Source organism: Jiangella mangrovi (assembly GCF_014204975.1).
In the GTDB taxonomy this organism is placed as follows: Bacteria; Actinomycetota; Actinomycetes; order Jiangellales; family Jiangellaceae; genus Jiangella; species Jiangella mangrovi.
On sequence record NZ_JACHMM010000001.1, the window covers coordinates 4742490 to 4759104 of the forward strand.

At 76.3% G+C, this 16615-nt stretch carries 6 protein-coding genes; all 6 read left to right on the forward strand.

The features are described from left to right. The first annotated feature begins 48 nt into the window (after nucleotides 1-48). The 6 genes from HD601_RS33155 to HD601_RS21900 all read left to right on the forward strand — a co-directional run bounded on the left by HD601_RS33155 (nucleotide 49) and on the right by HD601_RS21900 (nucleotide 16570). On the forward strand, nucleotides 49-3345 hold the full coding sequence (locus HD601_RS33155) for an eCIS core domain-containing protein (protein WP_221441196.1): 3297 nt from the start codon (nucleotides 49-51) through the stop codon (nucleotides 3343-3345). Further along, nucleotides 3342-5051, forward strand: a complete 1710-nt coding sequence (locus HD601_RS35910; RefSeq protein WP_184825428.1) for an AAA family ATPase — start codon at nucleotides 3342-3344, stop codon at nucleotides 5049-5051. The genes HD601_RS33155 and HD601_RS35910 overlap by 4 nt, the downstream gene beginning before the upstream one ends. 90 nt (nucleotides 5052-5141) lie before the next feature. Beyond that, entirely contained in the window at nucleotides 5142-5717 is a 576-nt protein-coding gene (locus HD601_RS21885; protein WP_184825430.1) for a Pvc16 family protein, read from the forward strand. After that, complete coding sequence (locus tag HD601_RS35915; protein ID WP_184825432.1) at nucleotides 5714-7987, forward strand: carboxypeptidase regulatory-like domain-containing protein; 2274 nt, start codon at nucleotides 5714-5716, stop codon at nucleotides 7985-7987. The genes HD601_RS21885 and HD601_RS35915 overlap by 4 nt, the downstream gene beginning before the upstream one ends. 1 nt (nucleotide 7988) lies before the next feature. Then, on the forward strand, nucleotides 7989-10583 hold the full coding sequence (locus tag HD601_RS21895; protein ID WP_184825434.1) for a carboxypeptidase-like regulatory domain-containing protein: 2595 nt from the start codon (nucleotides 7989-7991) through the stop codon (nucleotides 10581-10583). Continuing rightward, a complete protein-coding gene (locus HD601_RS21900) occupies nucleotides 10580-16570 on the forward strand; it encodes a carboxypeptidase regulatory-like domain-containing protein (protein ID WP_184825436.1) in 5991 nt (1996 codons plus the stop codon). Before HD601_RS21895 ends, HD601_RS21900 begins: the two co-directional genes overlap by 4 nt. Nucleotides 16571-16615: the final 45 nt, after the last annotated feature.

Genomic DNA, 16615 nt, shown 5'->3' on the forward strand with positions numbered 1-16615 from the left:
GAATCGCGGCCGGCCGCGCGCCCGCCCGGCGCCCGTACGCTCGCTGCCATGAGAGAGCGGGTGGCGTTCGACCCGGTCAGCGGCAAGGTCCAGGAGGACACGGCCGCCGCCGTGCACGCCGCCCGCCGCGGCGGTTCCACGCTCAGCGGCCCCGTGCGGGAGGCCTACGAGCAGCGGTTCGGCGCCGACCTGTCGCACGTGCGGGTGCACACCGACGACGGCGCCGACCGGCTCAGCCGCAGCCTCGCCGCCGACGCGTTCACCGTCCAGAACGACGTGTTCTTCCGCCGCGGCCGCTTCGCCCCGGGCACGACGGCGGGCGACCGGCTGCTGGCGCACGAGCTCGCTCACGTCGCCCAGCACGGCGGGCCCAACACAGCCGGCGGGGAGCTGCGGGTGTCGTCGCCGGACGACCACGCCGAACGCGAGGCCGAGCACGCGGCCCACCACGGTCCCAACCCCTCCCTCGGCACCGCGGCCGCCGGCGTCGTCCACCGGTCGCCGGCGAGCGACCGCAAGGCGGTCAAGGTCGTCACCGACCAGATGATCGCGCAGTACACCGAGGGCTTCGACGTCGCGCTCGGCAAGTGGCTGGCCGACCAGCCCCAGGCGCTGCAGGGCGGCGAGTACCTGCTCATGGGCATCCACAAGGTGCTGGCGAGGGCCCACGCCACCAAGGGAGGGGACGAGGCGCAGTTCCTGCGTCACGCCCTCGGCCGTCCCGAGGACCTGCGCGCCCTGCCGGGCGCGCCCGACGTGCGGTCTCTGGCCGGCCTCGCCGCCATCGCCCGCAGCACCGCGGCCGGCAGCCTGCGCACCAAGATGAGCCTCGTCTACCAGGCCATTCGCCACGACACGCTGAAGAAGACGATGCACAGCGTGCGCCAGGCCTCCACCAAGCGCACGCAGGGGCAGACCCAGACGGCCCGGGACCAGCAGCTCAAGGCGCAGTGGGGCCTCGACGTCAAGCAGCTGCGCGGCGTCGACGTGAGTCCCGCGCAGCCGGGCGGCGAGCGCCAGTTGCGCAACTACTTCGGCCGGCAGGCGCGGGTCGAGGGCCAGCAGCGCGAGGTGCGCGGCGACGTCGAGGCGGACAGCCTGGCCGCGCAGGAGGCACGGACCATCGGCGAGTCCGACTTCGTGGGCATCCAGCTCTCGCTGGCCGAGCTCACGTCGATCGCCGGCGGCGACGGCAAGGCCAAGACCGCGGCGACGAAGAAGAACCTGGTCTGGGACCAGCTGAGCGAGGACGAACAGCGCCGGCTCATGGTCCAGGAGTACGCGAACGTCGCGCTGCCCACGTACACGCCGGGCTTCGCGGTCTACCGCATCGGCGCGGAGGCCGCCGAGGCGAAGGAGGCCGGCAAGCGCCAGACCAGCCTGGTCGGCGGGCTGTCCGGGTCGACGGACATGTACCTGCACCTGGCCCGGTACTTCGGCGCGGGCAAGGCCGAGCTGGAGCTGGTCCGGCTGGCGGCGCTCGGCGAGATGCTGCCGCGGCGCGACCACAGCTTCTACGAGGTCGTCGTGGCGGCCCGCGGCTACGGCCTCACCGACATCGACCCGAAGGCCGGCCCGGCCGCGTACGGCGCCATCTCGCCGATCGCGGCGCAGACCGTCGAGGCCGGCGTCGGCATGGCGCTCCCGGGTGCCTATCAGCAGCACGCCACCTCGAAGGAGAACCGCGGGGTCCTGCATGACGACCTCAAGGACACTCAGGCGCAGGTGGCGAACTACGCGAAGCAGCTGAAGGCCGCGGGCGGCGCCGTCCCGGCCGACCTGGCCGAGCGCTGGCACGACTACTACCGCAGCACCGGCTACCGCTGGTCGCACGACGCGAAGATCCAGTCGTCGCTCAAGACCATCAACGCCGCGCTCGGCATCGGTCACGGGACGGGCGGCCTGCTGACGACGAAGCGGCAGCGCTCGGCCGCCCTGCAGATCCTGAGGACGGTACAGCTGCACTCCGGCAACCCGGCGCGGGTCATCTCGGAGGCGCAGCGGACGCCGGGCTACGACGTCCTGTACTCCGAGCTCGGCCCGCTGCCCGCCAACCAGGTGGTGGCCGCCTACGTCGAGCAGTACGTCGGGTCCACCGGCATGATCCTGCAGAGCGTGAAGCTGGCCGCCGACGTGACCGCCGCCGAGCGCGACCCGGCGAAGCTGCCGTCGCCCGACGAGATCGACCGGGCCGGCGCTCAGCGCTACCAGACCACGATCTGGCCGGAGGCGAAGGACACGATCCACCGCCTGGCACAGCAGGCGGAGTCGAAGTTCGCCGCCGCGCTCAACGCGCTCGACCCCGCCGCCCAGGACTATGTGGCCAAGAAGCGGGCGCTCGAGGAGAAGTGGCACCGCCAGGCCGCCACGGGCGCCGTCGAGACCTGGAAGCGCGTGCAGGCGCAGATCGAGGCGATCGAGGGGCTCACCCCCGTCGAGCGGTACGCGATCTACTTCTACACGCAGGGTGCGTTCTACAACGAGCTGAACTCCGCGCTGACGGGCGACCGGAAGCTGACGAAGAAGCAGCGGGCGGTGGCGCTGGCGGCGAGCACCGGGCTGCGCAAGCTGCCGGTGTACCGCGGCCCGGTGTACCGCGCCCAGCGCAGCGGCGGGCGTCTGCGAGCCGCAGGCGTCACGAAGGAGACCCTGGCCAAGGCGGCCGAGACCTGGCCGGTGGGGCGGGTCATCGAGCACGCGGACTTCCTCAGCACGTTCGCCGCGGCACACCAGCCGCTGGACTTCATGCAGACCGACCAGGGCAAGGCCTACGACCTGCGGGTGACGATCCGGACGGTCAAGACCGGGCGCTGGACGCTGCTGCTGTCGGCCGCCGAGGCGATCGCCGACGGCGAGAACCCCGAGCACGAGGGCGAGGTGACGTTCCCGCCCGGATCGAGGTTCCGCGTCGTGGCGCCCGTCGACACCGCTCCGGCGCTCGCCGCGGCCGACAAGAGCAAGGCCTTCGTCGAGTCCACGTGGGACGAGATCACTCCCGACGCCTCCGCCCCGCCCGGTGCGCCGCTGCCCGTCGTCGACGACGCCCAGGTGCCCGCCGGGGTGCGGCAACCGCCCGCGGCGCCCGCCGCCGCGCCGCCACCGGCTCCGGGGAACGCCGCCCCGCCGCCTCCGCCGCCCGGCCGGGCCGTCCGCGCGAAACTGGTCGCCGCGGCGCCGCCGGCCGTGCAGGGCGCCGTCCAGCAGCTGCTGGCGCCGCCGCCCGCGCTCCCCCAGGCCCAGCCCGCCGTCCAGCAGGCGCAGCAGCAGCCGGCCGACGACGCGCTGCCGGCCGTGCCCGCCGACGTGCAGCAGGAGCTGATCGCGCTGGCCGAGCAGCCGCAGTGACCGAGCCCTGGCAGACGTTCGGCGACCTGGCGCTCCGGACCGGCCAGGCGCCGGACAAGGCGCACGACAAGGCGCTGGCGAAGGCCCGGGACGAGCTGAAGGGCAGCCTGCAGGGCGACTCCGCGTTCGCGACCGTCGCCGCCAACGCCGCACTGACGCCCGCCGAGACCGAGGCGCTCGCCGTCCTCGCCGCCGCCGAGCTGGCCGGGCTGCCGCCGCTCACCGCGCTGGAGCTGGGCCGGGTCGCGACCCGGCTCGGTGCCGACCGCCACCCGGCCGCCCCTGACGGCGGCTTGTGCCGGGCGGCGCTCCTGAGCATCGGCGACGGCGGCAGCGGCGGCTGGGCGGGGGCGCTGGTCCGGGCGGCACCGCTGCTGGTGTGGTGGCTGCTGGGCGAGACCCCGCGCGACCCGGGCCTGCCGGACGGAGCCGAGGACGTCGCGATCGCGGCGCAGGGCGACGCCGACCTGGTGCTGGTCGCCGGGCCGGACCGGGTGCGCCGGCTGCAGGCGGTCATCGCCGCGCTGGCGGCGCCGCGGCTGCTGCTCACCCCTCCGCCGGAGTCGCCGGCCGGCTGGGACGCGGTGGTCCGGTACGCGACGGTGTCCGGCAGCGGTGTCGTGCTCGAGCTGGACGGCGAGCTGACGCCGTACGGCCGCGGCCGGGTCGACGCCGCCGCGCACCTGCCATGGGCGGTGACCAGCGCGGCCGACCTGCCGGTGGAGTCGCTCCCCCGGCGGCCGTGGCGGCACCTGCCGGTGGCGCCCGCGCAGGCGACGGCGGCCGAGGTCGAGGCGGTCTTCGGCCCCGCCGCGGACCGGCTGCCCATGCTGCCGACGGCCACCCAGGTGCAGCAGGTCGCCGAGCTGGCGCCGCGCTTCGGCGACCCGGCGCGGGCGGTGCGCTGGCTGGCGCACGGCCGACTGGACCGGCTGGCGACGCGGATCGAGCCGGCCGCCACGTGGGACGACCTCGTGCTGCCGCCGGACCGGCTGACGCTGGTGCGCGAGGTGATGATCCGGCAGCGGCAGCGGCGCCGGGTGCTCACCGACTGGGGGCTGGGACGGGCCGCGCCGACGGCGACCATCGCGATGTTCGCCGGGCAGTCCGGCACCGGCAAGACGCTCGCCGCCGAGGTCGTCGCCGGCGCGCTCGAGCTGGACCTCTACCAGATCGACGTGTCGCAGCTGGTCAGCAAGTACATCGGCGAGACGGAGAAGAACCTCGGCCAGGTCTTCGACGCGGCCGGCTCGGTGCCGTGCGTGCTGTTCTTCGACGAGGCCGACGCGCTGTTCGGCAAGCGCTCGGAGGTGTCCGACGCCCACGACCGCTACGCGAACATCGAGGTCGCCTACCTGCTGCAGCGGCTCGAGCAGCACAACGGCATCGTGGTCCTGGCGTCCAACCTGGCCGCGAACCTGGACAAGGCGTTCGCCCGGCGCATCCACGTCGCCGTCGACTTCCCGATGCCGGGCCCGGCCGAGCGGCGCCACATCTGGGACCGTTGCCTGCCCGCGCCGGAGCACCGCGGCGAGCTCGACCTGGACCGGCTCGCCACGTACGAGCTGTCCGGCGGCAACATCCGCAACGCGGCGCTGCGGGCGGCGTTCCTGGCCGCCGACGAGGACTCCGTCGTCACCATGGCGGTCCTGACCGAGGCGCTGCGCCGCGAGATGATCAAGCTCGGCCGCCACGTCCCCGCCTGACCGGCGTTCATGCGGTCTCGCAGGTTCGCCGGACCTGCCGCCGGAGCCTCCCGCCGGGTTGGATGAGAAGCCGCGGTCGTACGAGGGGCGGTGGGCGGCACGATGCTGATCCCGGCGGTGGACGAGGGCCTGGAGGGCCTGTTGCGCTCCGCGCTGCCGTTGCCGCCCGAGGTCGGCGAGGTCTCCTTCGAGCAGCCCTCCGGCGGCTGGTCCGCGCAGCTGAGCCGGGTCGCCGTCAACCTGTTCCTCTACGGCGTCGCGCGCAGCCCGCTGCCGCCGGTGGGCGGCGGCTTCCGGGTCGGGCCCGACGGCGCTCGCGAGGAGCGTGCGGCCACTCCCCTGATCGAGCTGCAGTACCTCGTCAGCGCCTGGGCCTCGACCGTCCCGGACGAGCACCGGCTGCTGGGCGACGTCGTCACCTGCTTCCTGAGCCACCAGCTGCTGCCGGGCGCCGACGAGGTCCGGCTCGCGCTGGCGGCCGACGGCCCGGACCGGCCACGGGACCTGTGGGCGTCGCTGGACGGCCCGCACAAGGCCTCGTTCACGCTGGTCGTCACCGCGCCCGTGCCGCCGCCGGCGTGGCGTCCGGCCGCGCCGCCGGTGCAGCGGGTCGAGGGCCGCACCCGCGCCGTGTCGGCCGTCACCGAGACCGGGCGGCGCCCGTGAGCCGCGTCGGCACCGGCCCCCGCGTCACGGCCGGCACCGGGCGCCTCGACGTCGAGCCCGGCGGCAGCGCCGAGGTGCTGCTCACCGTCACCAACACCGCGGAGGTCATCGACGGGTTCACCGTGCGGGCCGTGGGGCTGCCGCCCGACGCCGTCACCGCGCGGCCGCCGCTGCTGTCGCTGTTCCCCGACGCCGAGGGCACCATCGCGGTCGCCGTCACGGTGCCGCCCACCCACCCGGCCGGCCGGCACCCCGTCGTCGTCGCGGTGGACTCGCAGCACGCCGGGCCGGCCGCCGAGACCGTCGACCTCGACCTCGTCGTGCCGCGGCGCCCGTCGGTCGCGCTGGCGGCCCGGCCCAGCGTCGTGCGCACCCGCGGCCGCGCCGAGTTCGCCGTCGAGGTCGCCAACCGCGGCAACACCACGCTGGACCTCACCTGCTCCGCCGCGGACGCCGACCGTGCCACCGCCCTGCGCTTCACCCCGGCGACGCTGCGGCTGGGTCCCGGGGCGGTCGCCACCACGCTGATCACGGCTCGCGCGCCGCGGCGCTGGCTAGGCGGGGACCTCGACCGGTCCATCACCGCGCAGGTCAGCGGCCCGGACGCGGAGGCGAGCCTGCCACTGACGCTGCGCCAGCGGCCCGTGGTCGGGCGCGGGCTGCTCACGGTGCTGGTGCTGGCCTCGATCGTCGCGCTGTGGGCGACGGCGTTCCTGCTGGGCATCACCCAGGTGCTGGGCGCGGAGCCCGCGGTGAAGACGGCGCCGGCCTCGTTCTTCGCGGCGACGGAGGCAGCTGCGGCCACGAGCGCCGAGTCGGCCGGGACCAGCGACGACGCCGCCGACACGGCCGCAGCCGGGGCGCCGGCCGGGGCGCTGCCCAAGGACGGGCTGCTGCCGCCGGGCGTGGGCGGCACCATCACCGGGACGGTCACGGGGGCGGCCAGCGGCGAGCCGGTCGGGCAGCTCACCGTCGAAGCGCTGCGGCGCACGCCGGACGGGCTGGTCGTGGTCAGCTCGGCGGCCAGCCAGGCCGACGGCGGGTACACGCTGGCCGGGCTGTTCCCCGGCGAGTACCTGCTGCGCTTCGGCGCCGACGGCTACCCGCCGGTCTGGTACCCGGCCGCGCCGGACGAGGCCGGAGCGGAGCCCGTCGCCGCCGCGGCGCAGCGCACCACCGACGGCACCGACGTCGTCGTGGCGGGCGAGCCGGCGTCGATCACCGGCGCCGTCGACCCGGGCGACGCGGCCGATCCGGTCCCGGCGACGGTGACGGCGCGCCCGGCCTGGGCCGCCGCCACCGACTCCGATGAAGCGCCCGCGGAGTACACCGCGACCACCGGCGACGACGGGTCCTACACGCTGGCCGGGCTGCCGGCGCCGGGCACCTACGAGCTGACCTTCGAGGCCGACGGGTACCGGCCCGCCACCGTCGTCGAGCACCTCGCGGGCGGGCAGCAGCGGTTCGTCTCGGAGGTGCGGCTGGCGACGGGCGATGGGCAGATCGCGGGCGTCGTCACCGGCGGCGGCCGGCCGCTGGGCGGCGTCACCGTCAGCACCACCGTCGGCGACGAGGCGGTCACCGCGGGCACGCCCACCGTCGGCGAGGTCGGACGGTTCGTGCTGCCCGGCCTGCCGACCCCCGGCACCTACGTGCTGACGTTCGTGCTCGACGGCTACACGGCGCAGACCGCGGTGGTCGAGCTGGCCGCCGGGCAGGCCGTCACCGACCTGGCGGTGTCGCTGACCGGCGGCGCCGGCACCGTCACGGGCACCCTGCTGACGCCGGGCGGCGACGGCCTGGGCGGCGCGGCCGTGACCGTGGGCGGGCTGGCCGAGCCGGTGACCACGACGACGCTGACCGACGGCGCCGTCGGCGGCTTCACGGTGAGCGGGCTGGCGCCGGGCGCGTACACGCTCACGTTCGAGCACGAGGGCTACCAGCCGCAGACGGTGCCGGTGACGGTGTCCGGGTCGGCCGTCACGCCGCCCCTGACCGTGACCATGCTGGACGGACTGGGCCGGGTCGGCGGGCGGGTCACCGACGCCGAGGGCGACGCCGCGGCCGGTCTGACGGTCGAGGTCACCGACGGTGCGACGGTGTGGAGCACGACGTCGACGGGGGGCGGCCGGTACGTGGTGGCCGAGGTCCCGGCCGGCGTCTACACGGTCTCGGTCCGGGTCGGCGGCCGGGTGCGCGCGAGCACCGTCGCCGAGGTCGAGCCGGCTGCGGACGCCGTCGCGAACCTGCGGCTCGAGGCGGTGCGCTGACATGCGCGTGACCGCGACGCCGCAGGTGCTGGAGGCCGCCGGCGGGCCCGCGACGGTGCGGGTCGAGATCACCAACACCGGCGAGATCATCAGCGGCTACCAGGTGCGGGTGCTCGGCGCCGACCCGGCCTGGGTCGCCGTCGACGACGCCACGCCGACGCTCTTCCCCGGCAGCAGCGTCGTCGTCACCGTCACGCTGACCCCGCCGCCGGACCTCCCCGCGGGCGCGCGCCGGCTGGCGGTGCAGGTGCGCGAGACGACGCCGCCGCGCCACGCCACCGTCGCCGACCTCGAGCTGCGGGTCACGCCGGCGCCGGGCACCACGCTCACGCTGGACCCGGCCGCGGTCACCGCCGGGCGGCGCGCGTCGTTCGGCGTGACGGTGCGCAACACCGGCAACACGACGGTCGAGGGCGTGCTGGCCGGCACCGACCCTGAGGACCGCGTCGACTTCCGGTTCGTGCCCGCGGCGGTGCTGCTGGCCCCGGGCGAGAGCCTGTCCGCCCGCGTCGAGGCACGGGCCCGCCGCCCGCTGCTCGGCTCGCCCGCGGTGCGGCCGCTGCTGGTGCGGCTGGACCCGGCCGGCGAGCCGGAGCAGCCCGGCCCGCCCGGTTCCGCCGGCGAGCCGCTGGGCGAGGCGCCCGGCAGCATGGTGCAGCGCCCGGTCCTGGGCCGCGGGGCCATCGCGCTGGCCGGTCTGCTCGCCGCGGTGACGGTGTTCGCGGTCGTCATCACCGTCGCGCTGGCCGGCGTGGTGAACCGGTCGGCCGCCGACCGCGACCTCGCCATCGAGGTGGCGCAGTCGCGCGACGACTCCGCCGGCGCCGGGCGCGCGACGCTGGCCGGGACGGTCGTGCTCATCACCACCGGCGCGCCGCTGCCGGGCGTGGCCGTCGAGGCGTTCGCCGAGGACGACCCCACCACGCCGGTCGCCACCACCGCGACCGCCGACGACGGCACGTACGCCGTCGACGGGCTCTCCGACGGCGCCTACCTGCTGCGCTTCCGCGGCGCCGGCTACTCCGACCTCTGGTTCCCGGCGGCGATGGACAGTGCCGATGCGGCGCCGGTCGAGATCACCGCCGGTCAGAGCCCCGACGCGGCCGACGTGGCGCTCGGCGGGCTGCCCGCGGTGCTGGCCGGCACCGTCGAGGGCGCCGACGTGTCCGGCGCGACGGTCAGCCTGCGGATCCCGCTGGACCAGCTCGGCGACCAGGCCGAGGAGGGCGTGGCCGACGGCGCCGCCCCCGACCCGCCGGGCGGCGCGGCCGGGGCGGCGCTGCGCGAGGTGCCGGTGGGCTCCGACGGCTCGTTCGAGATCGACGGCGTCCCCTCGCCCGCGGTGTACGACGTCGTGGTCGGCAAGCCCGGCTACGCGACCGAGGTGCAGCGGGTCGACCTGGCCGGCGGCGAGGAGCGCTCCGGCATCACGATCCGGCTGCGCGAGGGCGACGGTGTCATCGCCGGCGAGGTGCGAGGCGCGGCCGGGCCGATCGGCGGTGCGTCGGTGGTCGCGACGGCCGGCGACTCCACCGCGCGGACGGTGTCGCTGACCGAGGGCGACGTCGGCGCGTTCACGCTGCGGAACCTGCCGACGCCGGGCACCTTCACCGTCGTCGTCGCCGCCCCCGGGCACGCCGCGGAGACGCTGACGCTGAACCTGTCCGCCGGGCAGCAGCTGACCGGGGTCTCCGTCACGCTGGGCACCGACGCCGGCGAGCTGTTCGGGCGGGTGACGCAGCTGCCCGGCGGCGACCCGGCCACCGGCGTCGAGGTCACCGTCAGCGACGGCACGACGACGTTGGGCACCGTCACGCAGAGCGCCGGCGATGGCGCCGGGTCGTGGCGGCTCGGCGGGCTCGCCGTCCCGGCCACGTACACCGTCACGTTCGCCCGGCCCGACCTCGCGGCGCAGACCGTGCAGGTGGTGCTCGACTCGTTCGGGACCATCACGGCGGGCGGGTCGCCGGCCGACGGCGTCACGGCCGCGCTGCATCCGGCCGGGGCTGACCTCACCGGGACGGTCAGCGTGCGCAACGCCGTCGACGGCGGGGTGGGCCCGGCCGGCAACGTCACCGTCACCGCGGTGTCCGGCGCGCGCACGTACACCGTCACGTCGTCGTCGCAGCCGGCCGATGACGTCGGCCGCTACGTGCTGCCGCAGCTGCCGCCCGGCACCTACACCGTCACCGCCTCGCGCCCCGGCTCCACGCCGGCCGCGGCCACCGTCACCCTCGAGGCCGGGCGCGACCGCGACCTCGACCTGCAGCTCGCCGCGCCCGCGTCGGTCACGGCCACCGTCGTCGCCGCCGACGGGCCGGTCGCGGGCGCCGTCGTCAACCTCTACCGGGCCACCGAGTACGGCACCGCGGCGGCGCCGGTCGCGTCGGTGCGCACCGACGCCGGCGGCCGGGCGGTCTTCGCCGAGCTGGACGCCCCGGAGCACTACGTCGTCGACGTGCGGCTGCAGGCCGGGGCGGCGCCGGTCGCGGCCTCGCCGCCGATCACCGTCGAGGCCAGCGAGGCGGCCACCGTGACCCTGAACGTCGCCGCGGCCGCACCCATGGGCTCCACACCGAGCGGGGACTGGCAATGATCGAGGCAGCGCCGGTCGTCGAGGTCGCGCACGAGCCACAGAGCGCCGCCGGCCATCCCGCCGCGCTGACGGTGCGCGTGCACCACGGCGCCGACGGGCCGCGCGACGTGACGCTCACCGTGCTCGGCCTCGACGGCGGCTGGGCGCCGGTCCCGGCCCGCATCGTCGCGCTGCCGCCGCGGACCGTCGCCACCATCGAGCTGGCGCTCACCCCGCCGGCCGGCACCGTCGCCGCCGGCTACCCGTTCGTCGTGGCCGCGCAGAGCAGCGATCCCGGCACCGGCGCGGTGACCAGCCGGGCCGCGGTCGCCGAGTCGGCGCTGACGGTCGACCGGCCGCCCGCCGTGACGGTCGCCGCGGAGCCCGGCGAGGTGCGCACCGCCTGGCGCCGCCGCATCCGGCTCGTCCTCACCAACGCCGCGCCCGAGCCGGCGACCGTCGACCTCGAGCTGCACGCCCCGGACGGCCTGCGGGCCAAGCTGCGGCGGCGCACGGTGGAGGTGCCGGGTCGGTCCGCTGTGGCGGTGGGTGGGCGGGCCGGCCCACGCCGGCTCCGGCTCACCGGCGACACCACGCGGTTCGAGTACACGGCGGTCGCGCGCGGGCCGCACGCCCCGGCGACGGCGCGCGGCGTGGTGGTCGCGCGGCCCCTGATCGGGTCGGCCGCCAAGCGGGCGGTCGCCCTGGCGGCGGTGCTCGCGGTCTGGGCCGCGGCGGCGGTCGTCGGGCTCCCCCGGCTGGTCGACCGGCTCGAGGACCGGCAGGCCGAGGCGGGCGCGTCTGCGGATGCGGGCTCCGGTGACGACGGCGGCAGCGGCGGCTCGGGTGCGGACGGCGACGGCGCGACCGGCGATGACGGCGGCGGATCCGGCGGAGGTGACGAGACCGACGGCGAAGGCCCTGAGGCCTTGCGGGTCAGCGGCGTGGTGCAGGCCGACCAGCCCGACGGCGTCACCGTTGCCATCGCGCCCACGGCCGCGTTCGGCGAGGCCGGCGACGACGCCAAGGTCCCGCCGTCGGCCGTCCCCACCACGACCAACGGCGACGGCGACCCCGTCGGCCCGACCCGGAGCACCGTCACCAACGAGGACGGCGCGTGGGCGTTCGCCGGCCTCGGCACCGGCGGCCACTACCTGGTCACGGTGTCGAAGGCCGGCTTCCAGACCGAGCGCCGGGTCGTCGACGCCGCGACCGCCGCGGAGCCGATCGAGGTGGAGCTGCGGGCGGGTGACGGCCGGCTGTCCGGCACGGTCACCGGTCCGGACGGGCCCGTGGGCGGCGCCGAGTTGACCCTGACCGACGGCACCGTCACCGTCACCACCAGCACGAGCACCACCGGCGACGTCGGCAGCTGGGCGGTCGACGGGCTGTCGACACCGTCGACGTATCTGGTGACGGCGACCGCCGAGGGCCTCGGCGCGAGCGCTGCGCTGGTCGAGCTGGACGCGGGCGCCGAGGAGTCGCGGGACCTCGCGCTGCGCCGCGGGGTCGCCACGCTGACCGGCCAGGTCACGGGGCGCGACGGCACCGGCGCCACCCGCGGACTCGGCGGCGTCACCGTCACGGCCGACGACGGTGAGACCACCCGCACCGCGACGACCGCCACCACCGGCGACGACGCGGGCGGGCCGGGCCTGTTCACGCTGCCGGACCTGCCGCTGCCCGGGCGCTACACCGTCACCGTCGCCGGCGAGGGCTACCAGACCCAGACCCGCGAGGTGACGCTCACCGACCCGGACCAGGCCGTGCGACGCCTGGACACCCGGCTGGTCCCGGCCGGCGGCGAGGTGGCCGGCACCGTCACCGACGACGCCGGCACCCCGCTCGCGGCCGGGCTGACGCTCTCCGGCGACGAGGGCGCGGCGTACAAGGTCATGAGCGCGGCCGACACCGGCGGCTACCGCATCTCCGGCGTCGCGCCCGGCTCGTACGTGCTGTCCGGCGAGGTATTCGGGCACGTCACGGCGTACGCGCGGGTCGAGGTAACGGCGGGGTCGGCGGCGACGGCGGACCTGGCGCTCACGCCGATCCCGGGCAACGGCCTCACCGACACGTCGGTGATCGTCGGCCGCGCCGTCGACGCGAGCACCGGCGGCGGCCCGGTCAGCTGTCCCGCGCTGCTGCCCGGCGAGGAGTGCCTGGTCACCGTCACGACGACCGCGACCGGCATCGACGGCGAGCCGCGCGAGCTGACCACGACGTTCGCACCCGACGCCTCCTACACGCTGCCCGCGCCGGACCAGCCCGGGCTGCTGCCGGGCCTGTACGAGCTGACGGTGACCGCGCCCGGCTACGAGCCGGAGCGGATCCGCGTCGAGGTGCCCATGGACGCGACGGTGAACGCGCCCGTCGCGGCACTGCTGCCGGCCCCGTCGATCGTCGGCACCATCACGGCGCGCGTCGGCAACGTCCCCGACGGCACCTGCGTCGTCGCCGTCCCGGCCGGCGTCGACCCCGAGGGCCTGGGCGACTGCGTCCCCGTCACGCCGGATCCGGACGCCCCGCTGTGCCGGATCGACGGCGGCGCCCACTGCGCGTTCACCGGGCTCAACGGCAGCTACGAGCTGACCGGGCTGCCGTCGGGCTACTACGACGTCTCCGTTCGGCCGGGCGACCCGGAGTACCGCCCCGTCGCCCCGGTGCAGATCGGCCTGTACCCCGGCGACGTGCGCCGCTACGACGCCGCGCTGGACCGGCTCGGGCGGCTGCGCGTCACCGTTCAGGCCAACGACGGCGAGGGCGCCACGCAGCCAGCGGCCGGCGCCGCCCTCCGCGTGCTCGTCGGCGACGAGGACGTCACCGAGCAGGTCCGCGTCGACCGCACCGACGAGGACAGCGGTGTCTACGCCGTCACCCACCTGCAGCCGGGCGTGGAGTACCGGCTGGTGTTCGGCTGGCCGGTCCCGGGCTCGGACCCGCCGCGGGTGCTGACCGGAGAGGTGCTGTCGACCGTCGGGCTGAACAACGAGATCCCGCTGGCGCTGACGCTGACCGGCGCCTCGCGCAGCTTCACCGGCCAGGTGCTGCACGAGCTGGACGACGGCGGCCCCGTGGGGGTCGACGGCGTGCAGGTGCAGGTCACCGGCATCGTCGGCTACGACGGCCTGCTGCCGGAGTACCAGAGCGCCACCGTCCTCACCGACGCCGACGGCCTGTTCGCCGTGGTGCCCGAGCCCGGGCAGGGCGGCGGGCTGCCGGAGGCCGTGCTGCCGATCGTCGACTCGCGGGTCGACGTGACGGCGACGAAGGACGGCTACGAGCGGTCCCGGCTCACCGACGTCGCGGTGTCCGACGGGCAGCAGCTGCGGCTCACGCTGACGCCGGTCGGGCGGGCGGTGCAGGGCCGGGTCCAGCTGGTCCCGGCCGTGGCCGCCGACCTGTCGCAGGCCGAGCTGACGGTGACGGGGACGCCGCCCGGCGCGGAGGCGACCCGGATCGCCGTCACGCCCGGCGGCTGCCTGATCTGGTCCGACCCGGCCCAACGCGTCGACACCGGCTACACCAACGAGTGCGGCGAGGGCCCCGGCGACACCCGGGCGACGCTGGCGCGGCCGGGCCGGTACACCGTCGAGGCGCGGCTGGCCGGCTACGCCGACGTCACCGTCGAGCTCGACGTCGCGCTCTCCACGACCGGCGGCCGGCAGCAGCTCGAGGGGTTCGTGCTCTCGCGGCACGGCGCCCTCGAGATCGCCACCGTCGACGCGGCCGGCGAGCCCGTCTACGGCGCCCGGCTGGTGCTCAGCGCGCCGGGCGTGCCGGAGCAGACCCGGGCCGCGGAGCCGGGCACCAACCGGACCGTCTTCACCGAGCTGCCCAGCCTGCTGCCGCCCGGCGGCCAGTACACCGTCCGGGTCGAGGCGGCCGGCTACCGGTTCGACTACTTCACCGCGGGACGGCTGGTCACCGGCGGCGTGCCGGCGCCGGACCCGACCCCGTTCCAGGTGCCGCCCGACGGCGTCGGCTCCTACCAGCTGTCGCTGGTGAAGCTGGGCGAGATCAGCGGCGTGCTGCGCTCGCACACCGTCGTCGACGGTGAGGTCGTCGCGGCGTCGCTGGTGGGTGCCACCGTCGTCGCCCGGCACGAGTCCGGACTGGAGTTCTCCGCCGTGTCCGGGCCGGGCGGCCGGTTCACCATCACCGGCACTCGTGACGTCGCTGGGCTGCTGCCGGGCGACTGGGAGGTGCGGGCCGACCCGCCCGACGGGTACGCGTTCGAGGGTGCGCCGCTCCCGGTGGAGATCACCGCCGACCACCAGGCCGTCTACCCCGACGGCAACGCCGACCCCTTCGTCGTCGCCGTCACCGCCGAGCCCGTCGAGGTGTTCGTCAACGTCTACGTGCCCGGGACCGGCGGTGAGCCGCCGCAGCCGCTGCCCGGCATGACCGTCGAGCTGCTGCGCGGCGGCCTGGTCCAGACGGCGGAACCGTGCGACGGCGGCACCGGCTGCTACCGGTTCACCGGCGTGCCGCCCGTGCCGCAGACACTGCGGGTCAGCGGCGAGAACTACGCGCCGCTGACGCTCACCGTCCGTCCCGAGCCCGGCGCGGCCAGCACCTTCAACGTGCCCGTGACGCAGCTGACCAACACGATCCAGGGCACGGTCAGCGGCCAGTCCGGCGGCACCGCCGCCGCGCCGCTCGACGAGGTCGACACCTGGCTGTGCCCGGTCTCGGCGGTGGTCGACGACCGCTGTCCGGCGGCCGACGGCGACCCCGTCCGGCCCGGCTCGGTGTTCGAGTTCGCCGGGCTGGCCGACGGCGGCTACCTGGTCGACGTGCGCCCGCGGGCCGGCCAGCCGTACTCGCCGACCACGCGGACGGTGACCGTGGCGGCCGGGCAGATCGTCGCGTTCGACATCGTCCTCTACGCCGAGGCCGAGCCGATCACCGTCACGGCCGAGTCGGTCAACGGCTGGGACCTCACCGGCGCCCTGGTGCGGCTGGTGGACGAAGGCGGCGAGGGTGGCGGCCCGGCCCCGGCGCCGCAGCCGCTGGTGCGGGCCGGCGGCGACGAGTACACGACGACGTTCGCGCAGGTCCCGGCCGGCGACTGGTCCGCGACGCTGACCGGGCCGGCCGGGCACGTGGGCGTCCACGAGAGCGGCGAGCCGGAGGACGGGACCCGCGACCTCGCGATCGAGGTCACCGAGGTGCGGGTGCGCATGGACGCCCGGTCGGCCGAGCCGGACGCGCCGGGGTCGCTCGCCGTCGCGATCACCGACGCCGACGACGCGTCGGTGTTCACCGAGGATCTGCTGGTCGACGCCGGCACCGTCACCGCCTACCTGCCCGCCGGCGCGTACACCGTCGCGGCCGAGCTGCCGGACGGGTTCGGCGGCTGGACGGTGACGCCCGGCTCGGTCTCGGTGCCGGCGTCGGCTTCCGACGTGGCCGCCCGGTTCCGCGTCGACGGCCCGCCCGCGACGGAGCTGGAGCTGGCGGTCGCGCCCGGGGAGCCGGTCGCGGGGGTCGACGCCACATTGACGGCGACGGTGACCTCCGGCGGCGAGGCGGTCGACGGCGGCACCGTCACCTTCCTCGTCGACGGCGACGAGGTCGACTCCGTGGACGTCTCGGACGGAGCCGCGGAGGTGGAGCACACGTTCGACGACCCCGGCGCGCACACCGTCGAGGCCCTCTTCGAGTCCGGCGAGCACCGCGACTCCTCGGACCTGCTGACCGTGACCGTGATCGAGCCGGTCGTCACCCTGACCGGCCCGGCCGGCGAGGTCGAGGCCGGCTCCCCGGTGTCCTTGGTCGCCACCGTCGACCCCGTGGTCAGCGGGCGCACGCTGCGGCTGTTCGACGACGACGGCCCGGTCGGCGCGGCCGTCAACCCCGGCGCGGACGGCGAGCACGACTTCACCGTCGAGGACCTGGAGCCGGGCGAGTACACCTTCACCGTCCGCTACGGCACCGGCGACCTCGCCGTCGAGTCCGACCCCGTCACCGTCACCGTCGCCGAGGAAGAGGTCGTCGACCCCTGACGACCCGTTGATCATGGAGAAGGTCGGCTCCCGAGCGCTTCGGGG